Source organism: Rhodococcus sp. JVH1 (genome assembly GCF_000280725.2).
Lineage (GTDB): Bacteria > Actinomycetota > Actinomycetes > Mycobacteriales > Mycobacteriaceae > Rhodococcus_F > Rhodococcus_F jostii_A.
The window spans coordinates 5,138,444-5,157,442 of sequence record NZ_CP166289.1; the positions used below are offsets into that span (position 1 = coordinate 5,138,444).

Here is an 18,999-nt window from a genome sequence, read left to right on the forward strand (position 1 = left end):
GAGCTTGTTCGACCTTGCGTTCTTCCCGGAGGCGTTCGCGTTCGGCGCGGGCGGCTTCCTTCTCTTCCTGCACCTTCATCATGTAGTCCGCGGTCAGTTCGAGCTCACGGATCCGCAGGGCGTGATAGGCGTCGGCGACGCGCATTTCCATCATGTCGCCGAGCTTGGCGATCGTTGAGGCGGCTTTGTCGAGGCGTTTGATCGCGGTGGCGAGGTTGCCGGCGCGGATGGTGCGGACGCAGATGTCGGCTTCGGCGTTGTAGGCACGCAGCATCAGTTTCGACAGGTCCGCGGTCATCTTGCGGCCCTTGGCGAGGGAGTTGTTGAAGCTGAACATGTTCGAGGCGACGATCGCCTCACCGCTGGTGACCGCTTCCTTGATCGCGGTCTGTATGTCGGTGAGTTGGTCGCGGTACTGGGCGGCGTTTTCGAGGGGGTGGTGGTAGGTGTAGATGCCGACTTCCTGCAGCACGAGGCGATCGTAGGTCTCCACGATGCCCGGATCGGTGCCGCCGCCCGTGGGCGCGCGGTCGTGGGCGGACTGCGCGCCGGCACGGTGGGCGTGCTCGGTCGCCTGCGCGAGGTCGCGCTCGAGGCCGGCGTTCCGGTCGAGCAGGGTATTCGCCTCGCGTTCTTTGACCACGAGCATCTCTCGGAGCGCCTTGATGGTGACGCTGGGATCCGGACTGGTCATCGAGTAATCCCTTTGACCCGTTAGCCGCGGACGCCGCGGGTGTTGACGACGGGGACCAGGTCGTGCGGATTCTTGGAGACGCCGGCACGCAGGTGGTCCAGGGTGGCGCGGGCCTCGACCCTGGTCAGGTCGAGGTGGGTGAAGGTGTCGCGGTCGGTGGCCAATTGCACCAGAGTGATGGTGGTGTCGTGCCCGGTGCCGGGGTCGATCACCCGGGTGCCCAGTTCCATCGAGATGGTCTGGATGCCGTCTCGGTCGGCTTCGAAGATTTCGTGTACCGATCGGGTGGCCACTTCGGAGATCGCTTTGGCGTAGCGGTCCTTGCGGGCCTTTACCGTGAGCGGGGTGCTGGTGATCGAGTCACTGGCCTTGACGTACTTGAAGGCCTTCTCCGCCGGGAGGGCGGACGGGGCGGGCACGGTGCTGGAACGACGACTACGCACCCGACGGCTGGGACAACACCACCTTCCGGCAATTCAACGACGGACGACCGGACGTGGTGTTCATGGCCTACAACCCGCACGCGGTCGACTCGACCTACCGTCCCGGAACCGGCATGTACGTCGAGGACTACGACCACGGGGTGCACGCGGCCCGCACACACTCGGACCTCGGTCAGTAACTGGGTAACGGGCCCGACGGTGCGATATCTGAAATTATCGTGCCCGAGTGCTCACAAACCGTGAGTGACATAGAGCGGAGGTGTCCCGACAGTGCGTCTGATGCCGTGTAGGTTTTGCAACCTGGTGTTCTCCAGAATCCGTAAGTCTCATGAGCCATAAGGTTCTGGCGCCGACGCTGGTCAGCGAGGAATCTGCCGGGCGGTCGAACCGCTGTCTCGACAGGCTCGTGAGACGTCGCCTACCGGTCGATTGTCAGGGACTGGCCCCACGGTCTCGAGCACAGGGTTTAACGGTGGTATCGGTAGAGTGGTTCGGCGACGCAGACGGGTTTGTCGGTGGCGCTGCATTCGACGGTCGCTGCGACCACGATCTGGACGCCGCCGCTGATGTCCTGGGCCGAGATTATCTCGGCGTTGAGCCGGACCTTCGATCCCGCGGGGACCGGGGCGGGGAACCGGACCTTGTTCAGGCCGTAGTTCACCGCCAGGGACGTGCCCTGAACTTCGAGAACCTGCGCGAACATGACGCTGAGTAGTGACAGGGTGAGGTAACCGTGGGCGATGGTACGGCGGAACGGGCTTTCCGTGCTGGCCCGTTCCGGGTCGACGTGGATCCATTGGTGATCGTTGGTGGCGTCGGCGAAGGTGGTGATTCGGTCTTGGGTGATCTCGAACCAGTCACTGGGGTTCAGTGTGGTGCCGATGAGGGTTGTCAACCCGTCGACGGTGGTGGTGGTGGGCATGGTGGCTACTTTCGGCGCGATGGGCTTGCGGGGTGTGGTGCGGTCAGGTGATGGTGATGCCGCCATCGACGGCGAGGGTTTGTCCGGTGACGTAGCCGGCGGCGTCGGAGGCGAGCCAGACAAGGGTGGCGGCGAGTTCGGCGGCATCGCCGGTGCGCCCGAGCACCATCCGTGACGCGAGGCTGTCGAGGTAGCCGTCGTGATATTGGTCGGTCATCTCGGAGGCGAAGAAGCCCGGGGCGAGCGCGTTGACGCGAATTCCCTTGCGGGTGCCCCATTGTTGGGCGAGGTCTCGGGTCAGACCGATGATTGCGGCTTTGCTGGCGCTGTAGGCGGCCTGGGGCAGGCCGGCGGTGGTGAGCCCGAGGACGCTGGAAATGTTGACGATGGAACTGCCGGGTTGCATGACCTTCCCGCACGCCTGGGCGGTCCAGTAGGAGCCGCCCAGGTTGATGTCGATCACCGAGCGGAACTGGTCGGGGGTTTCGCGGGTGGCGGGGTGGGCGCTGGCGACGCCGGCGTTGTTGGCGAGAACGTCGACGCGGCCGAACTCGGTCATTGCCGCGTCGACCAGGGCGGCGCACTGATCCGGATCAGCGATGTCGGTGGCCACGGGCAGGGCCCGTCGGCCGGTGGCACGGACAAGTGCTGCGGTGTCGTCTAGTTTGTCGACGCGCCGCGCCGCGAGGACGATGTCCGCGCCGGCCTCGGCGAGGGCCTGAGCGAAGGCCACACCGAGACCGGACGAGGCGCCGGTGACGATGGCGACGCGGCCGTCGAGGCGGAATTTGTCGAGCACACTCATGTGGGATGCCTCCTGGGTCAGAACCAGCTGGGGTTCATGTCGAGAGTGGTCCGGTCTCCGCTGGCCAAGAGATCGAGTTGCGGGCCGACCTTGGGTAGCTCGTGGGTGTAAAAGTAGCGGGCGGCCATGCGCTTTCCGTCGTAGAAGTCACCATTCTTACCCTCGGTGGCGATGAGCTGTTCGAGCCACATCCACGCGATGACTGTGTGTCCGAAGGCTTCCAAATAGACCGATGAGTTCGCCAACGCGGTCGTCGCGTCACCGGCCGCCCACAAGGCGGCGGTGATGTCGACGATCCGGTTCCAGACGGTGTCGAGGGCGTCGGCGTGACCGGTGGCGTCGCCACCGAGGGACCGAGCCCGCGCGATGGTCGCGGCGATCTTCGATCCGAGTAACCTCAGCCCGGCACCGTCTTGCATGGTGACCTTGCGGCCCAGCAGATCCAGACCTTGGATCCCGTGCGTGCCTTCGTGGATCGGATTCAGCCGGTTGTCGCGGTAGTACTGTTCGACGTCGTAGTCGCGGGTGTAGCCGTATCCGCCGTGGACCTGGATCGCGAGGCTGTTCGCCTCGAGGCACCATTGCGAGGGCCAGCTCTTCGCGATGGGGGTCAGCACATCGAGAAGCAAGGTGGCCTCGGCCGCCACCGCCGCGTCGAGCACAGTGTCCTGTTCGTCCACTAAGCGAGAACAGTACAAACCCAGGGCGAGGGCCCCTTCGACGTAGGACTTCTGGGCCAGCAGCATGCGGCGTACATCGGCGTGTTCGATGATCGGAACCGGTGGGGCGGCGGGGTCCTTGGCGCCGAGGGGGCGGCCCTGGGTTCGCACCTTCGCGTAGTCGAGCGACTTGCGGTATCCCACGTAGCCGAGGGCGATCGCGAGGAGTCCGACACTGATCCGGGCCTCGTTCATCATGTGGAACATGTAGGACAGGCCGCGGTGTTCCTCGCCGACCAGGAAGCCGACTGCCCCGGCATCGCCTGCGGGGGTGTGGGTACCGTCACCGAAGACGAGCAGGGTGTTGGTGGTGCCGCGGTTGCCCATCTTGTGGTTGAGACCCGCCAGGGTCACATCGTTACGGTCGCCGAGCCCGCCGTCGGAGCCGGGGAGATATTTGGGCACGATGAACAGTGAGATGCGCTTAACTCCCGGGCCGCCGCCCGGGGACTTGGCCAGGACCAGGTGCACGATGTTCTCGGTGAGTTCATGATCGCCACCGGAGATCCACATCTTGGTTCCGGTGACCCGGTAGCTGCCGTCATCCTGGCGGACCGCGCGGGTGGTGATGTCCGCCAACGATGATCCGGCCTGCGGCTCGGACAGACACATCGTGCCGAACCAGCGGCCCTCGAGCATCGGACGGACGTAGTCGTCGATCTGCTGCTCGGTGCCGTACTCGGCGAGCAAGTTTGCGTTGGCGGTCGTCAGGAACGGATAGGACGAGGTGCTGGCGTTGGCGGCCTGGAACCAGGCCATCGCCGCTCGCGCCACCGTGGTGGGCAGCTGCATCCCGCCGACGCTCTCGTCGAATGATCCGGCGATCAAACCGGCCGCCGCGTAGGCGTCGAGCGCCGTTTTGACCTCCGGGATCATCTCGACGGTGCCGTCCGGGCGCATGGTCGGCTCGTGCGCGTCGGCCTTCTTGTTGTGGGTGGCGAAATGCTTGTGCGCGAGGTCCGCACTGAGGTCGAGGACGGCGTCGAAGGTGTCCTTCGAGTGTTCGGCGAAGCGTTTGCGGGAGGTCAGTGCGACCACGTCGAGCCACTCGTAGAGCAGGAAATCGAGATCGCGGCGAGAAAGTACATCAGTCATGAGAATCAGTTCCGTTCAAAGGTGGGCTCGCTCAGATGGAGATGCCGCCGTCGACCGGGAGGACGACGCCGGTGATGTAGCCGGCTTCCTCGGACGCGAGGAAGGCGATGGCGTCGGCCATCTCGGCGGGGTCGGCGAACCGCGAGATCGGACCGGTGACTTCGGCGATCTTCTCCTTCGGGATGGAGGCGGTCATCCGGGTCGCGGCGTTCGGGGAGATTGCATTCACGGTGACCCCGAAAGCAGCGAGCTCTTTCGCGGCGGTCTTGGTGAACCCGATGATCCCGGCTTTGGCGGTGGCGTAGTTGGCCTGCCCGCGGTTGCCGTGCAGTCCGGTGTAGGAGGTGATGTTGACGACCCGCCCGAATTCCTGCTTCCGGAAGTGCGGAACACAGGCCCGGGTGAATCGAAACGTGCCGCCCGCGTGGACATTCAGGACCTGGTCCCAATCCTCGTCGGTCAGCTTCCACAGCACTTTGTCGCGCAGGATCCCGGCATTGTTGATCAGAATGTCCACCCGCCCGGTCTCGGCGATCACGGTAGAGACAACGTTCTCGACGTCACCGGTGTCGCTGACGTCGGCGGGGATGCCGATGGCGCCGACCTCGCGGGCGGCCTTGTCGAGTTCGTCCTTGTCGAAGTCCACCATGAACACTGTCGCCTTGGCCTCGACGAAGTGGCGGGCCAGGGCCTGGCCGATGCCGCGGGCGGCGCCGGTGACGATGACCGATTTGCCGGTGAAGTCGTACGTGATGTTGCCCATTGAGGTTTCCTGTCGTTCTTGTCAGCGGAGGCGTTCGAGGACCATGGCCATGCCCATACCGCCTCCGACGCACATGGTTTCGAGGCCGAACTGCTTGTCGTGGGTGGTCAGGTTGTTGAGCAGGGTCGCGGTGATGCGGGCACCGGTCATGCCGAACGGGTGACCGAGGGCGATGGCGCCACCGGACACGTTGAGCTTGTCCTCGTCGATGTTCAGCTCCCGCGCCGACCCGATCACCTGGACCGCGAACGCCTCGTTGATCTCGACGAGGTCGATGTCGGAGATGCCCAGTCCCGCGATCGCGAGGGCACGCTTGGACGCCTCGATCGGCCCGAGTCCCATGATCTCCGGCGACAGACCGGACACCCCGGTGGACACGATCCGGGCCAGCGGGGTCAGCCCCAGTTCCTTGGCCTTGGTGTCGGACATGATCACCAGGGCGGCGGCGCCGTCGTTGAGCGGGCACGCGTTACCGGCGGTGACGGTGCCGTCCGGGCGGAACACCGGCTTCAGCTGGCTGACGGCCTCGTAGGTGGTGCCCGCGCGGGGGCCGTCGTCCTTCGTCACGACGGTGCCGTCGGGCAGGGTCACCGGAGTGATCTCCCGCTCGAAGAAACCGGCGCCTATGGCCTCCTCGGCGCGGTTCTGCGAGCGCACCGCCCACCGGTCCTGCTCCTCGCGGGTGATACCGGTGATCTGCGCGACGTTCTCCGCGGTCTGGCCCATCGCGATGTAGGTGTCGGGGACCAGCCCCTCCTCGCGGGGGTCGACCCACTGCTGGCCGCCCTGGGCGAGCTTTTCGGTGCGGGTCTGCGCGTCGGCGTACAGCGGGTTCTGGGTGTCGGGCAGCGAGTCGGAGCTGCCCGCGGTGAACCGGGAGACGGTCTCGACGCCGGCGGAGATGAAGACGTCGCCCTCACCGGCCTTGATGGCGTGCAGTGCCATGCGGGTGGTCTGCAGCGACGACGAACAGTACCGGGTGATGGTGGTGCCGGGGATGAAGTCGTAGCCGAGCTGGACGGCGACGTTGCGGCCCATGTTGAACCCCTGCTCGCCGCCGGGCAGGCCGCAGCCCAGGATGAGGTCGTTGATGTCGGTGGGGTCGAGGGCGGGCACCTTGTCGAGTGCCGCCTGGACCATCTGCGCGGCGAGGTCGTCGGGGCGCATGCCCTTGAGCGATCCCTTCATGGCGCGACCGATCGGGGAACGGGCGATGGAAACGATGACAGCCTCGGGCATGAGGAACTCCTGGGTGCGGGTCGCTTGGCGACGGTGATGGGAAAGCTAGGTAGCAAAAAATATGCAACCGCATATTTTCTATGCGCTTGCATATACTGATGGTGTCGGCGGAGACCTGTCAACCCCCGCCAATCGAGAGGCAACAGTGCGATGGATGCACCACTAACTGCAGCGGTCGGCGAGCTGGGTACCTCGAAAGCCGCTGCGCGGATACGCGCCGCGGCCATCGAGGTGTTCGCCGCCAAGGGGTACGGCGCCACCACTACCCGGGAGATCGCCGCCAGCCTCGACATGAGCCCAGGAGCCGTCTACCCGCACTACAAGACCAAGGAATCCCTTCTCTACGCCATCAGCCTCGAGGGCCACCATTCGGTACTGGCGGCCATCACCGCCGCTGATCGCCCCGACGTCGCGGCGCCCGACCGGCTGACGTCAACCGTGACGGCCTACGTGATCTGGCACGCCGACAACCGCGCCAGCGCCCGAGTCGCGCAGTACGAACTACGCTCGCTCTCGCCCGAGCACTTCGCAGTCATCGCGGACATCCGCAGGTCCACCACGAAGGTGTTCAAGCGAATCATCGAAGCCGGCGCAACGGCAGGCGACTTTCATCCCCTCGACACCGAGGCCGCCGCGCTGGCAATCACGTCCCTCGGCGTCGATGTCAGCAGGTGGTTCCCCTCCCACGCCTACTCCGACCCACGCACTATCGCAGCTCGCTACGTCGAACTCGCCCTTCGCATGGTCGGGTGCGCCGACCGGCAACCCCTCGACAAGTCTTCTTGATACGTGTTGCTGGACTGCAGGATTCGAGAACAGCTGTCACCGAAGTTGGCGAGACCTGCGCCGGTGCAGCCCCGCCGCGGCGTCCGCCTAGATCTCGCGGCTCCGAGATCGCGAGGTCACCGTGTCGGCGACAGTCGCCGCCCAGCTATCACCGATTTGGCGATTCCGGCGCGCGCCGTTGTGCCACCCAGGTCGCGATTTGAGTGCGGGAGTTGAACCCAAGTTTCCCGAAGATGTGCTCCACGTGTACGTCGACGGTGCGTCGGGAGATGACCAGCTTGGCCGCCACGTCCTTGCTCGACATTCCCTGCGCCACCAGCTCCGCGACCTCGCGCTCTCGAGGTGTCAACAAGCTGTCGGCCTGTCGGGGCTCGACGGGGGAGACCCGGTGCTCTCGGAGCGCGAAGGTCAGCATCTCCTCAACGGTGAGCTGGCCTCCACGCGCAAACGCGGTGTCGAAGCCAGGGTTGCCCATCGCCTGCCGAGCCATGTTCTCGAACTGTTCGCGCCGCGCGAGCAGGTGTTTCGCTCCGAGCAGTGGGACGCCAATGGTCTGCCAGGCCTGGTCCGATGCGCCGAGGAGCACGGCGGCCCGCTCGCAGTCGCCGCTCGCCGCGGCGGTCCAGGCGAGAACGTCCAGGATGAACGCCAGGCCCAGACTGTCCTGGGTGAACCGCTTGAGCTGGAGCGCCTCGCACAGATCGGCTTCGGCCTGCTCGAGTTCGCCCTGGAGGAGCCTCAAGAACCCCTTCGCCCACATGGCGTAGGACAACAGCCAACGCTCGCCGGCCTGCTTGCACTGTTCGCATGCCTCCTCGACCACGTCGGCGGCTCTGTCCAGCTCGCCCGACAGCAAGTAGGCAATGGTCAGTGCAGGCCGCACACTGTTGGGGTAGTCGGCGGGTACGTCGGCGCACCCATATCGCTCGAGCGCTTCAACCAACAGTGGAATCGCAGCGCTCGGGTCGGTGCCCAGTTCGCGTAGGCCGAGCATATGGGTTGCGTAAGCCAGGCCCTGTGGGTCGCCCAGTCGGCCCGCCAGATCGTGGACGGCGTCGATCAGTGCAGTAGCAGCAGCCTCATCGCCCTGGAAGACAGCGATGTCAGCGGCGGTGCCCAGCGCCCAAACCCGCTCGAGACTCGGTTCGTGATCCATTGCCAACGCCCGGTCCAGCCACAGGCGGCCTTCGGTCATGAAGCCGAGCGCAGTCCAGAGGAACCACGGCAGGCCCGCCATTCGCAGTCCGACGCGCACCTCGTCTGGCCGCGCGAGGCAGAATTCGAGCGCCGAGCGCACGTTCGGATGTTCCACACGGAGCAGGGCCGCCCAGGCCTCCTGTCCCGGACCGAACCACTGCGCGGCAGCCTTCTCGATCAGCCGCCAGTACCAATCTCTGTGCCTGCGCTGCACCTTCGCTTCGGAGCCGGACTCTCGTAGTCGGGCCTGGCCGTACTCCCGGAGAGTCTCCAACATGCGGAACCTGACACGCCCGCCGTGCTCGCCTCGGATCAAGATCGACTTGTCGGTCAGCCCGGCCACCGTGTCGAGAATGACCTCCTCGGCAAGCAACTCGTCCGCGCAGACAGCCTCGAGCGCGTCAAGACCGAACCCGCCAGCGAACACTGATGCGCGCGCCCACAGCGTCTGCTCCGCCGGAGTACACAGCTCGTAGCTCCAGTCGATCAGTGCCTGAAGAGTCTGATGCCGCTCCGGCAAGTTACGACTGCCCTCGCGAAGCAGCTCGAACCGGCTATCCAGCCGATGCGCGAGCTCCTCCACCGTGAGCACGCGCAACCGTACCGCTGCCAGTTCGATCGCCAACGGGATCCCCTCCAGCCGCTGACAGAGCCGGATGACCGCCTGTTCATTGTCGGGGGTGATCTCGAACCCGGGAACGACCGCAGCCGCCCGCGCCGCGAACAGGTCGACAGCCGCGAAATGCGTCGCCGAGCCGGGAGCGAGACGGACATCGACGTCGGGCACCGGGAGCGTCGGAACCGGGTACACATGCTCACCGGCGATCATCAGCGCTTGTCGGCTCGTGGCGAGGATCCGCAGTTTCGGCGCCGCCCGGAGCAGCCGGTCCACCAGGTCCGCGGCTGCCTCGAGCATGTGCTCGCAGTTGTCGAGGACCAACAAGGTGTGCCGGGGGCGCAAGTAGTCGGTGAGGACCAACGGGGCAGGGGCTGACTGCTCGCGAATCCCGAGTGCATCTATCAGCGTGTGCGGCAGCAGGTCTGGGTCCTTCAGGGACGCCAGTTCGACCAGGCAAACCCCATCCGGGAAGGCGCGGCGGACATCACGGGCAACCCGCAGTGCGAGGCGGGTTTTGCCGACCCCGCCTACCCCGGTCAACGTGACGAGCCGGTCGGCGGAGAGAAGCTTTCGGACACTCTGGGTCTCGGATCGACGGCCTACGAAACTCGTCAGATCGGCGGGCAGGTTGTCCGGCTGGTTCGCCGACAGTGAAGCCATGGTCCGACCAGACTAACGCTCACGTCCGACCGGGAGCGGCCGGGCCGCAGCGCGAATAGGTAATGGAATACGTGATTCACACAATGCCCCCCGTGGTGGTCCACAGGCACGCTGTACAGGCACATCAAACCTAGTCCACTGCTTTGAGAGGCCCCGATGACCGCGACCGCAGCCACCGAAATCGAAATCCTCGACGTCGAGGCGGCCGGGCCTGGGGCCCGCTGGGAGACTGCGGTCCGCGATGTCTCGGGGCCCATGACGGTGCAACACCGCAAGAGGTGGGGCAATGCCACTCGCTTGCGTTCGCGAGACGTCGGCGACCTCCAGCTCGCGGACTGGGACTGCCCGCCCCTGCACAGCGTGCTGTCGCTGGGTAAAGATCGTGACGCTGAGCGCGATGTCGTCGTGGTCGTGGCAGGTGACTGGGGCGACGAGCGACTTTCCTTCGCGGGCACGGATGCCGCGCTGGTGAACGGGACAGTGGTCGTGGCCACCGGCGGTTACGACGGTGACGGCTTCGCGGTGCCGGAGCGGGTCAGGAAACGCACGCTGACCCTGCCGCGGGCCGCGCTGCTGGCAGCTGGTTGCGACGCGAACATTCCTGGCTGCCTCGTGCTCGAGCAGGACCGGCCGCTGGTTGGCGTCCTGTTTACGACCCTTGACCAGGTCTGGAGCCGGCTACCAGCCATGCATCCCTCGGAGATCGAGGCGACCCGCCGGGCGCTGGTGGTACTGACTGCCGGCATCATCCGCGCAGAGACCGGCTCTGTCACAGGTCGATCGGCCTTGGCTGCTTTGCGCGCGCAGATTGACAACTGGATCACGCGCAATCTTCGTAGCGGTCCGATCCATATCGAGGATCTTGCGGCCGCCCACAACGTCTCGACACGAACCATCCACCGGGCCTTCTCCCTGACCGGGGACACCATGACCGCGGTCGTGCGTGCACGGCGTATGGCCGCGGTCCGCGAGGAGCTTGTGAACTCCAACATGACCATCGCGACGATCGCTCACCGATGGTGCTACTACGACCCCAGCCACCTTCGCCGGGAGTTCCACCGCTGCTTCGGGGTCTCGCCGAGCGAGTACCGGGAAAGCCACGGCTGCTGATGCCCGTTCTGACTAGCAACGCGTGAAGAAGGGTGCAGATATGGATTTCGGAATGGACGCGACCGTGGAGGTGAGTTCGATCGGACCCGGGGACGTCGCCTGGTCGCCCTCGGCAGAACGGATCGCCGACGCCCGGATCAGTGACTTCATCGACTGGCTGCAGGCGACCGGCCGATTCGAGGCCACCTCCTACCAGTCCTTGTGGGACTGGTCGGTGACCAGCCCGGAGGAATTCTGGGCGTCGATGAAGGACTACTTCGGGGTGCGCATGACCGGCGTTGGCCCGGTGCTGGCAACCCGGGAGATGCCCTTTACCGAATGGTTTCCCGGCAGGCGGCTGAACTATGTGGACACGGTGCTGAGCCACGCCCAGTCGTCCCGCCCGGCGATCATCGACGACTCCGAACCTGGCGGGGCCGGGCCGCGGACGGTTTCCTGGACCGAACTCGCCCGCCAGGTGACCGCGCTGGCGAACTGGCTGCGCGCCCGGGGCGTCGGAGAGGGCGACTGTGTGGTCGGATACCTCCCCAACGTTGCCGAGGCGGTCATCGCCTTCCTCGCCACCGCGAGCGTCGGAGCGACCTGGTCGTGCTGCGGACAGGACTATCAACCCGAAGCGGTTGTCGACCGCCTCGGACAGCTCCAACCGGTGGTCCTCGTCACGGCCGACGGCTACCGCTTCGGCGGGCGCGAGGTCGACCGGCTCGCGGCCCTGCCAGCCCTGCAGGCCGGGATGCCGACGCTGCGTGAGGTACTCGTCGTCGGCCGACTTCACTCTGGTACGAGTGTTCCCGCAGACACCACGCCGTGGGTGGAGGCAGTCACAGGGGTAGGGCCGGCCATGACCCCCGCGCACGTGCGGTTCGACCACCCCCTCTGGGTGCTGTTCTCCTCGGGTACGACCGGGAAGCCGAAGGGGTTTGTTCACGGCCACGGTGGAGTCGTGCTCGAGCACCTCAAAGCCCTGGCTCTCCATCTCGACCTGGGGCCTTCCGACACGTACCTGTGGTACACCTCGCCGAGCTGGATGGTCTGGAACTCCCTCGTGAGCGGCCTCCTCGTCGGCGCGACGATCGTCTGCTACGACGGAAGTCCGTCGTACCCGACCGACGACGCGCTATGGGCGCTCGCAGCCCGGCACGAGGTCACCGTGCTGGGCACGAGCCCGGCATACCTCCAGGCCTGCGCCCGAGCGGGCCGGTCACCCGGCACCGACCACGACCTGCGTCGACTGAGGACCCTCGGGGCCACCGGCTCCGTGGTCGCTCCCGAGCTGCACTCCTGGGTTGCCGATCACATCGGCCGCGATGTGCCGCTCGCCTCGGTGACAGGGGGCACCGATGTCGCCAGCGGATTCGCGGGCTTCGTGCCGATCCTGCCGGTGCGGGCCGGGGAGATCACAGCCCCATACCTGGGCGTGGCCCTTGACTCGTGGGACGCCGACGGCCGAAGCCTGCGCGATGCCGTGGGCGAGCTGGTGGTCACCCAGCCGATGCCGTCCATGCCGACCCGATTCTGGAACGACGGCGACGGGGCCCGCTACCGAGAGACCTATTTCGAGAGCTACCCGGGAGTTTGGCGGCATGGTGACTGGGTGACCATCACCGAACGAAACACCGTGATCGTCCACGGACGCTCTGATTCCACGCTGAACCGTAACGGGATCCGGTTCGGTACCGCCGACATCTATCGCGTCGTCGAAGAACTCCCGGAGGTAGCGGAAGCCCTCGTCATCGGGGCGGAGCAGCAGAACGGCGAGTACTGGATGCCGCTGTTCGTCGCATTGTCCGATTACGCCGATCTCGATGACGCGCTCCGCGAGCGCATTGTCGGGCGGATCCGCGAGGCGGTCTCGCCCCGCGTCGTACCGGACGACGTGATCGTCGTCAGGGCGATCCCGCACACCCGAACGGGCAAGAAGCTCGAAGTCCCGGTCAAGCGCATCCTGCAAGGGAACGACGTCTCCGCGGTCGCCGAAGCACGATCGATCGACGACCCGTCCCTGCTGGAAACCTTCGCCCGCTACGCAGCCACTCGTGCTGCGACCTCACCGGTGCAGGGCGCGTGAGAACCACGACCCGCTGGCGTTGGGCCTGTCGGTTGAGTCACGCCCAGCGAATCGTGGCGGCTGTGTACCCGTGTCCGGCACGGTCGACCTATGTCCCGGAAACGGTGCGCTCATACCGTTGAACTAACCGCGGTGGGCCGGAGGCCCACCCGATGCCACTGACCAATCACTCCCATTCTGGAGGCGCTTCATGGATACCGACACTCGCCCGCCCGCCGCAGCCGCCCCGCCGATCCGAGCGACCGTGTACGTCGGTCGCTGGCCCGAGATCCCCGCGGGAGACTGGCCTGATGTTCCCAGCGGGACGTTCTCGCCCACCACCGCGACCCTCATCAGCGGTCCGACCGAAGCTGTGCTCATCGACGCCCAGTACCTCGAGGATGACGTCCGGGACCTGGGGGACCTGATCGAACGCACCGGGAAGACCCTCACCACGATCTACGTGACGCACGCCCATGCCGATCACTACCTTGGCATCGGTCCCCTCATGGAGCGGTTCCCGGACGCGAAGTGCGTTGCGCTGCCCCACGTGGTCGAGGCCATGAAGGAATCCATGGAACTACAACGACAGCAGTGGGCGATGCTGTTCGGCGACGCCTGCGTCGTCAGTGATGCGCTCCCCGACCCGATCGACGACAACACGCTCTACGTCGACGGCTCGCCTCTCAACATCGTCGAGGTGAAGCAGGCCGACATCCATCCCACGACGATCGTGCACATCCCGGAGATCGATGTCGTCGTGGCCGGTGACTCCATCTACAACGAGATCCACCCGATGCTCGGTCTGTCGACGCCCGAGGAATGGCAAGACTGGCTCGAGACCGTGGACCTGGTGGAGAAGCTGGCACCCAAGGTGATCGTCGCCGGCCACCGCAGGCCCGACGGCGACGACCACGCCGTCGATTCCATGATCGCCGAAACACGGTCCTACATCCAGGACTTCGCCGCTGCCTACGACGTTGCGGACGATGCGGAGGATCTGGTCCGCATCATGTCGGCGAAGTACCCGGGGCACGGAAACCTCTGGACCTTGCAGTTCTCGGCCATGAACGCGATCCAGCTTCGAGACGCAGGTTCGACCGTGGCGGACATCCGGCCGTAACTTCCCAGGCTGGACCCCGCGCGCAGCGAATGACGCCCGCAGCTCGGGACTCGCAGAACAGCGAGCCCCACGCCTCGACGCGGGTCCCTCCTGCCCCGGCCCATCGCCGCGAGGGGTGCAGTTCTAGGCGTTCGGCTCGAGCACCGCCACTCGATACCGCGCGGTGGCCGCGAGACATTGTGCAACGCGCTCACCGCGCAACGGCACCACGGTCGAGTCGTACGTCGCGCCGTGAAACAGGCCGGGCCGAACCGGGTGCGTCTCGACGGCCGGCCCCCTCCCGAAACGGATTCCGATGGGATTTCGCGGCCGGGGTAACGGCAAACCGCACGTGGCGGACGTGTACTCGGATTGGGCGCAAGCATCCCTTCAACGGTGTGTCCCACGTCACTACCTTCTTCAACAAGCGTACAAATTTCGGAAGGATCTCCAATGCCACGTGAGGATATTGAATTCTCAGCGGACGATGTCACCTTGCGCGGGTGGTTCTATCCCGCGGAAGGGGCCCAGTCCAAGGGCCCAGTGGTGGTGATGGTCCATGGACTGTCCGCCGTCAAGGAAATGTATCTCGACGACTACGCCGAGTCCTTTTCCCAAGCGGGACTGAACGTTCTGGTGTACGACCACCGAAACTTCGGCGCCAGTGACGGCGCTCCGCGCCAGCACATCGATTCGATCACCCAGGCCCGCGACCTTCGCCACGCCATCACGTATGCGACTGGCCGCGAGGACGTCGACCCCGGCCGTGTCGGCATCTGGGGATCGAGCCATGGCGGCGGCCTCGTGCTGAGCGTGGCTGCGGTCGATCGTCGGGTGCGAGCCGTTGTCGCCCAGGTCCCCTTCATCAGCGGGTCCGGCCAGATGACGCGGCTCGTTCGTCCGGACTTCCTGCCGACGGTGCGCGCCCAGCTGGACGGCGAACGACGCAACCTCTACCACGGCGGGGAGCCCACGCTCATGCCGGCCGTCGACGCCGATCCGCTGGCTCCCGCGCTGATGTCCAGCACCGAATCCTGGGAGTTCTTTACCAAAACCGCGCAGGACAGGGCTCCGTCCTGGCGCAACGAGGTGACCCTCGGGTCCCTCGAGCGGATCGTCGAGTTCGAGCCCGGCGACGGAATCCACCGGATCTCACCGACCCCACTACTGATGATCGTGGCCGACCAAGACATCAGTGCATACGCAGAACTCGCCTTCGAGGCCTACGAACGGGCCCTGCAGCCCAAGCAGTTGCTCGTACTGCCGTGTGGCCACTTCGACGTGTATACCGGTGCCGCGTTCGAAGCGTCGTCAAAGGCTGCGGGCGAGCACTTCGTGCGCGCCCTGGCGTAGGACCCGTCCCGCGACTACGGGTCCATCAAGAACCTTCGTGCGGGCAACATCAGACCTCAGTTAGATGAGCCCGTTCGGACCGCCCGACAGAAGCAATCGCTATCGCGGCACAAGTCCCGCCGCACCAATCCAATGAGGAGAAAACGCCATGCCGTACTGGGAGATCTTCACGCCCGAGAACGCCTTCACCCCCGCGGACAAGGAGCAGCTGTCCGAGGCGATCACGTCGATCTACGTGGACTACGTCAACCTGCCACGGTTCTACGTGGTCGTCCTGTTCAAGGACATGCCGAAGGAGACGATGTATGTCGGGGGAAAGGCGAACAACAACTTCATCCGGATCCGACTCGATCACATCGCCCGGCAGATGGAGACCGCAGAGGTTCGCGCACTGATGATGACAGTGGCCGAGGAGAAGCTCGCGCCCTTCATCAAGGAGCGCGGCTACGACTGGGAGATCCACATCGACGAGACCCCCATGGACCTCTGGCGCACGCAGGGTCTTGTGCCGCCGCCGCCGGAGTCGGACATGGAGAAGCTCTGGGCCAAGGAGAACCGACCCATTCCGTACGACGTCGCTGCCTCGTGACTGAGGATTCCGCGGTACGTCTCCGGACGGCGAGATGTGAACCCGGATGCCATCGGAGTTTGGGGGGTCCAGCCTTGCCGGCGGACACGCGCTCAGTGTGGCGGCCGTGGACCGCCGCATCCGCGCTGCGGTCGCCCAGGTTCCGTTCATCAGCGGCTCCGGCAATCTCACCAGGCTCGTTCGCCCCGACTTCGTGAAGACCGTTCGACAGCGCGCCCGCCGAGCTCGCCTTTCAAGCCTACGAACGAGCGCTCGAACCGAAGCGGCTTGTCGTCACGGACGGTGGGCACTTCGATCCCTATATGGGCGTGATCTTCGACCAGGCCGCGCGGGCAGCCTGCGACCATTTCACGGCTCATCTGACATAGCGGTTTGGTCGACTCCGGCGGTTGCTCTCAACAGACTGTCTGGATATTCGGCTGGGAAGGCTGTACGGCGAAATGCAAGATATCTCTTACGAAGAAATAGGCCACGTCGGGGTGATCACGCTGATGCGGCCCGAGGTGCACAACGCGTTACGGCTCGAGACCTACGCCGAGCTGACCGAGCTCGTGCACAACGCGACGGCTCGCGTATTGGTCATCACCGGTGCCGGACGATCCTTTTGCTCGGGCGACGATGTCCGAGCGGTGGGCGGTGGCGCAGGTCCGGGCCCGGTGTTTGACGAAGAAATCACTCCGGCCGCGGGGGCCCTGTTGGCCACAGATATTCCGGTCATCGCGGCTGTGAATGGCACCGCCGTGGGATGGGGGATGGAGCTTGCGCTGCTGGCCGATATCCGCATCGCGGCACGGAGTGCGCGTTTCGGCGAGCTGTTCGTCAAACGGGGGTTGTGCAGTGACGTAGCGGGGCTCGGCCGCCTTACGCAGATCGTCGGACGCGAGCTGGCAGCAGAGTTGCTTTTCACTGGCGAGATGATCGACGCGGAGAGGGCCCGGCAGATTGGGCTTGTCAGCCGAGTCGTCGACGACGGGCAGGTGATGCCGGTCGCACTCGAGCTGGCGGAGAAGATCGCAGCAAACCCGCCGTTGGCTGTCGCCGCGACCAAGCGCGGCCTCCGCCTTGCACTGGATCCTGACTGGAATGAATTCGGACGCTGGGTGACCGCCACTCAGACGTCGTTGTTCACCACCGTAGATCACCGTGAGGGTGTCCGCTCATTCCTCGAGAAGCGCGAGCCTCGGTATGTCGGTCGATGATCGCGTCGCGAGGAAGGCGTTCGCAGCGGCGGGTCGGTGAGCGATCGCCACACCCTCGATACCGAAGGCATAGCCAGGGCTCGTTCCCTCATGGGATTGAACGGCTACGTGATTAACCTTCCTGTTTGTGCTGATGAATCCACATGAATTTAGAGAAGTATCACTTTCTGTGGGAGGTCGAGCAGCCATTTCGGAAGTCGAAAACCGACTGCGGGCGGGCCGATTTTCAGTCACACCCGAGATTCGAGCGAGGCGCACTTGATTATCTGTTCGCTGCGTTAGCGATCTCGCGCAATCTGCAGGCCGAGACTCAGATGTCGATCCGCAAGATTGTGCGCACACCGCCCTCGATCCACTCACGGCTGATGCCGCGAGCCTCCCTCATTCCTTCGAAACCCCGAATCTCCGGCAGGATTGGCACATTGGTGCAACTCGGGTATGGCACGGGTTTGCAACGAGCTGTCACTTCTATCCAAGGACTCAGGATATTTGAGTACTTATAGTCAGTAGGAACAATACGCGCGTCCGTCCTGGCGCTGAAGTCACACGAATCGTCTCACGAAGCCGGCGGACTTGACCCGGACTTGGCCGTGCTGACGCTACTCGTGAACTGCGCCAAACCGACCCATCGTGCATACATTCAGGTCGAGTGCACCGGACTGACTGGAACCAGCTACATCGTCTAATGGAAAGGAAGGTGGCCATGCCTGCATCACTCGAAGGTAAGGTCGTGATCGTCACTGGATCGGGCGGGGGAATCGGCGCTGTGATCGCCGCCCGGTTCGCGAAGGAAGGCGCTCGGGTTGTCGTCTCCGATCGACACCGCGGAGCCGCCGAGGCAGTTGTTTCCCGCATCCCCGGCGCGAGCGCAATCCCGGCTGATGTGACCCGCGAGCAGGACGTTTCTGCACTGATAGAACGGACTGTCGAAGAGCATGGGGCTTTGCATCACGTGGTCGCCAACGCTGGGATAATCAGCGCATCGCATCCGATCGCGGAGACGCCGCTCGATGTTTGGCGATCCACCATGTCAGTGAACCTTGACGGTGTCTTCCTGACCATCAAGTACAGCGCGGCGGCTATCGCGAATTCCGGTGGTGGATCGATCCTCACCCTCTCGTCCATTTCGGGGACCGGGGGCACACCTCTCGCGGCGGCTTACGGGGCGTCGAAAGCTGCAGTTCGTAACCTCACCGCAACAGCTGCAGGTGAACTCAGAGCACAGAACGTCCGAGTCAACGCCCTGGTGCCCGGCTACGTTGATACTCCGCTCATTGACTCTGAAGTCCCAGTTTGGGAGTCCACCATGGACCTCGCCCCTGGCGGTTTCGCTCAGGTAATCGACCAGAAGCAGGGGCGGTTGATATCCCCAGAGGATATCGCAGATGCGGCTCTTTTCCTCACTTCGGACCAAGCTTCGATGATCACCGGGAGTGCCTTGACCGTCGACGGCGGTTTCACGAGCCAATTGTTCTGAAAAGTTCATAGGATGGGTTGTGTCACGGGAGTCCAACGTGAGGTCACCATAATTCAATGCCCGGCGAAATACAGCGGACTTCCCGGGAAACCGTTCCCCGGGAACCGCGGCTCGACGGCAGTCCGCAGGCGGCGAGACCCTCGACCGCTGACCCCTTCGGCCGAGGGCCGTCACCCGTCA

At 65.1% G+C, this 18,999-nt stretch carries 18 protein-coding genes and 1 pseudogene; 11 read left to right on the plus strand and 8 right to left on the minus strand.

The window, feature by feature from the left end; all coding sequences use genetic code 11:
* Nucleotides 1-4 precede the first annotated feature (4 nt).
* Nucleotides 5-178 carry a hypothetical protein gene (locus tag JVH1_RS23790; RefSeq protein WP_237735139.1) on the plus strand — a complete coding sequence of 58 codons (174 nt, stop codon included), beginning with the start codon at nt 5-7 and terminating at the stop codon, nt 176-178.
* Here JVH1_RS23790 and JVH1_RS23795 read toward each other — a convergent pair.
* Nucleotides 173-337, minus strand: a pseudogene (locus JVH1_RS23795) (DUF4041 domain-containing protein); the annotation flags it as partial. The gene JVH1_RS23790 and the pseudogene JVH1_RS23795 sit on opposite strands and share 6 nt — an antisense overlap.
* A 66-nt stretch (nt 338-403) precedes the next feature.
* Between JVH1_RS23795 and JVH1_RS23800 the strand changes: the two are divergent.
* Nucleotides 404-718, plus strand: a complete 315-nt coding sequence (locus tag JVH1_RS23800; RefSeq protein WP_192817829.1) for a hypothetical protein — start codon at nt 404-406, stop codon at nt 716-718.
* Here JVH1_RS23800 and JVH1_RS23805 read toward each other — a convergent pair.
* The 6 genes from JVH1_RS23805 to JVH1_RS23830 form a co-directional block, all read right to left on the minus strand.
* Nucleotides 715-1,137, minus strand: a complete 423-nt coding sequence (locus JVH1_RS23805; RefSeq protein WP_371113032.1) for a hypothetical protein — start codon at nt 1,135-1,137, stop codon at nt 715-717. The two genes, JVH1_RS23800 and JVH1_RS23805, sit on opposite strands and share 4 nt — an antisense overlap.
* Before the next feature lie 466 nt (nt 1,138-1,603).
* Entirely contained in the window at nt 1,604-2,059 is a 456-nt protein-coding gene (locus tag JVH1_RS23810) for a MaoC family dehydratase (RefSeq protein ID WP_009475401.1), read from the minus strand.
* A gap of 43 nt (nt 2,060-2,102) precedes the next feature.
* Nucleotides 2,103-2,864, minus strand: coding sequence for an SDR family NAD(P)-dependent oxidoreductase (locus JVH1_RS23815; protein WP_009475400.1), 762 nt, complete (start codon nt 2,862-2,864; stop codon nt 2,103-2,105).
* Nucleotides 2,865-2,881: 17 nt separating this feature from the next.
* The gene (locus tag JVH1_RS23820) at nt 2,882-4,678 is read right to left on the minus strand and encodes an acyl-CoA dehydrogenase (protein ID WP_009475399.1); all 1,797 of its coding nucleotides are present in this window, start codon (nt 4,676-4,678) and stop codon (nt 2,882-2,884) included.
* Between the two features lie 31 nt (nt 4,679-4,709).
* Entirely contained in the window at nt 4,710-5,441 is a 732-nt protein-coding gene (locus JVH1_RS23825; protein WP_009475398.1) for an SDR family NAD(P)-dependent oxidoreductase, read from the minus strand.
* A gap of 21 nt (nt 5,442-5,462) precedes the next feature.
* The gene (locus JVH1_RS23830; RefSeq protein WP_371113033.1) at nt 5,463-6,680 is read right to left on the minus strand and encodes an acetyl-CoA C-acetyltransferase; all 1,218 of its coding nucleotides are present in this window, start codon (nt 6,678-6,680) and stop codon (nt 5,463-5,465) included.
* 150 nt (nt 6,681-6,830) lie between these two features.
* Between JVH1_RS23830 and JVH1_RS23835 the strand changes: the two genes are divergently transcribed.
* Nucleotides 6,831-7,466 carry a TetR/AcrR family transcriptional regulator gene (locus JVH1_RS23835; protein WP_009475396.1) on the plus strand — a complete coding sequence of 212 codons (636 nt, stop codon included), beginning with the start codon at nt 6,831-6,833 and terminating at the stop codon, nt 7,464-7,466.
* 148 nt (nt 7,467-7,614) lie between these two features.
* On the opposite strand, the gene JVH1_RS23840 is transcribed toward JVH1_RS23835, so the two are convergent.
* The gene (locus JVH1_RS23840; protein WP_237735138.1) at nt 7,615-9,642 is read right to left on the minus strand and encodes a LuxR C-terminal-related transcriptional regulator; all 2,028 of its coding nucleotides are present in this window, start codon (nt 9,640-9,642) and stop codon (nt 7,615-7,617) included.
* A 48-nt stretch (nt 9,643-9,690) separates the two neighbouring features.
* Here JVH1_RS23840 and JVH1_RS23845 point away from each other — a divergent pair, with 48 nt between their 5' ends.
* The 8 genes from JVH1_RS23845 (at nt 9,691) to JVH1_RS23880 (ending at nt 18,819) form a co-directional block, all read left to right on the plus strand.
* Nucleotides 9,691-9,936, plus strand: coding sequence for a hypothetical protein (locus JVH1_RS23845; RefSeq protein ID WP_237735137.1), 246 nt, complete (start codon nt 9,691-9,693; stop codon nt 9,934-9,936).
* A 162-nt stretch (nt 9,937-10,098) separates the two neighbouring features.
* Nucleotides 10,099-11,052, plus strand: a complete 954-nt coding sequence (locus tag JVH1_RS23850; RefSeq protein WP_009475394.1) for an AraC family transcriptional regulator — start codon at nt 10,099-10,101, stop codon at nt 11,050-11,052.
* A gap of 40 nt (nt 11,053-11,092) precedes the next feature.
* Nucleotides 11,093-13,120 (plus strand): acetoacetate--CoA ligase, encoded by a 2,028-nt coding sequence (locus JVH1_RS23855; RefSeq protein WP_009475393.1) that lies wholly within the window; start codon nt 11,093-11,095, stop codon nt 13,118-13,120.
* Between the two features lie 190 nt (nt 13,121-13,310).
* Nucleotides 13,311-14,222 (plus strand): MBL fold metallo-hydrolase, encoded by a 912-nt coding sequence (locus tag JVH1_RS23860; RefSeq protein WP_009475392.1) that lies wholly within the window; start codon nt 13,311-13,313, stop codon nt 14,220-14,222.
* Between the two features lie 432 nt (nt 14,223-14,654).
* Nucleotides 14,655-15,554: an alpha/beta hydrolase gene (locus JVH1_RS23865; protein WP_009475391.1), complete on the plus strand. Its 900-nt coding sequence runs from the start codon at nt 14,655-14,657 to the stop codon at nt 15,552-15,554.
* Between the two features lie 148 nt (nt 15,555-15,702).
* Nucleotides 15,703-16,143, plus strand: a complete 441-nt coding sequence (locus JVH1_RS23870) for a tautomerase family protein (protein ID WP_009475390.1) — start codon at nt 15,703-15,705, stop codon at nt 16,141-16,143.
* 440 nt (nt 16,144-16,583) lie between these two features.
* The gene (locus tag JVH1_RS23875; protein ID WP_009475389.1) at nt 16,584-17,342 is read left to right on the plus strand and encodes an enoyl-CoA hydratase/isomerase family protein; all 759 of its coding nucleotides are present in this window, start codon (nt 16,584-16,586) and stop codon (nt 17,340-17,342) included.
* 703 nt (nt 17,343-18,045) lie between these two features.
* The gene (locus JVH1_RS23880; RefSeq protein ID WP_009475387.1) at nt 18,046-18,819 is read left to right on the plus strand and encodes an SDR family oxidoreductase; all 774 of its coding nucleotides are present in this window, start codon (nt 18,046-18,048) and stop codon (nt 18,817-18,819) included.
* Nucleotides 18,820-18,999: the final 180 nt, after the last annotated feature.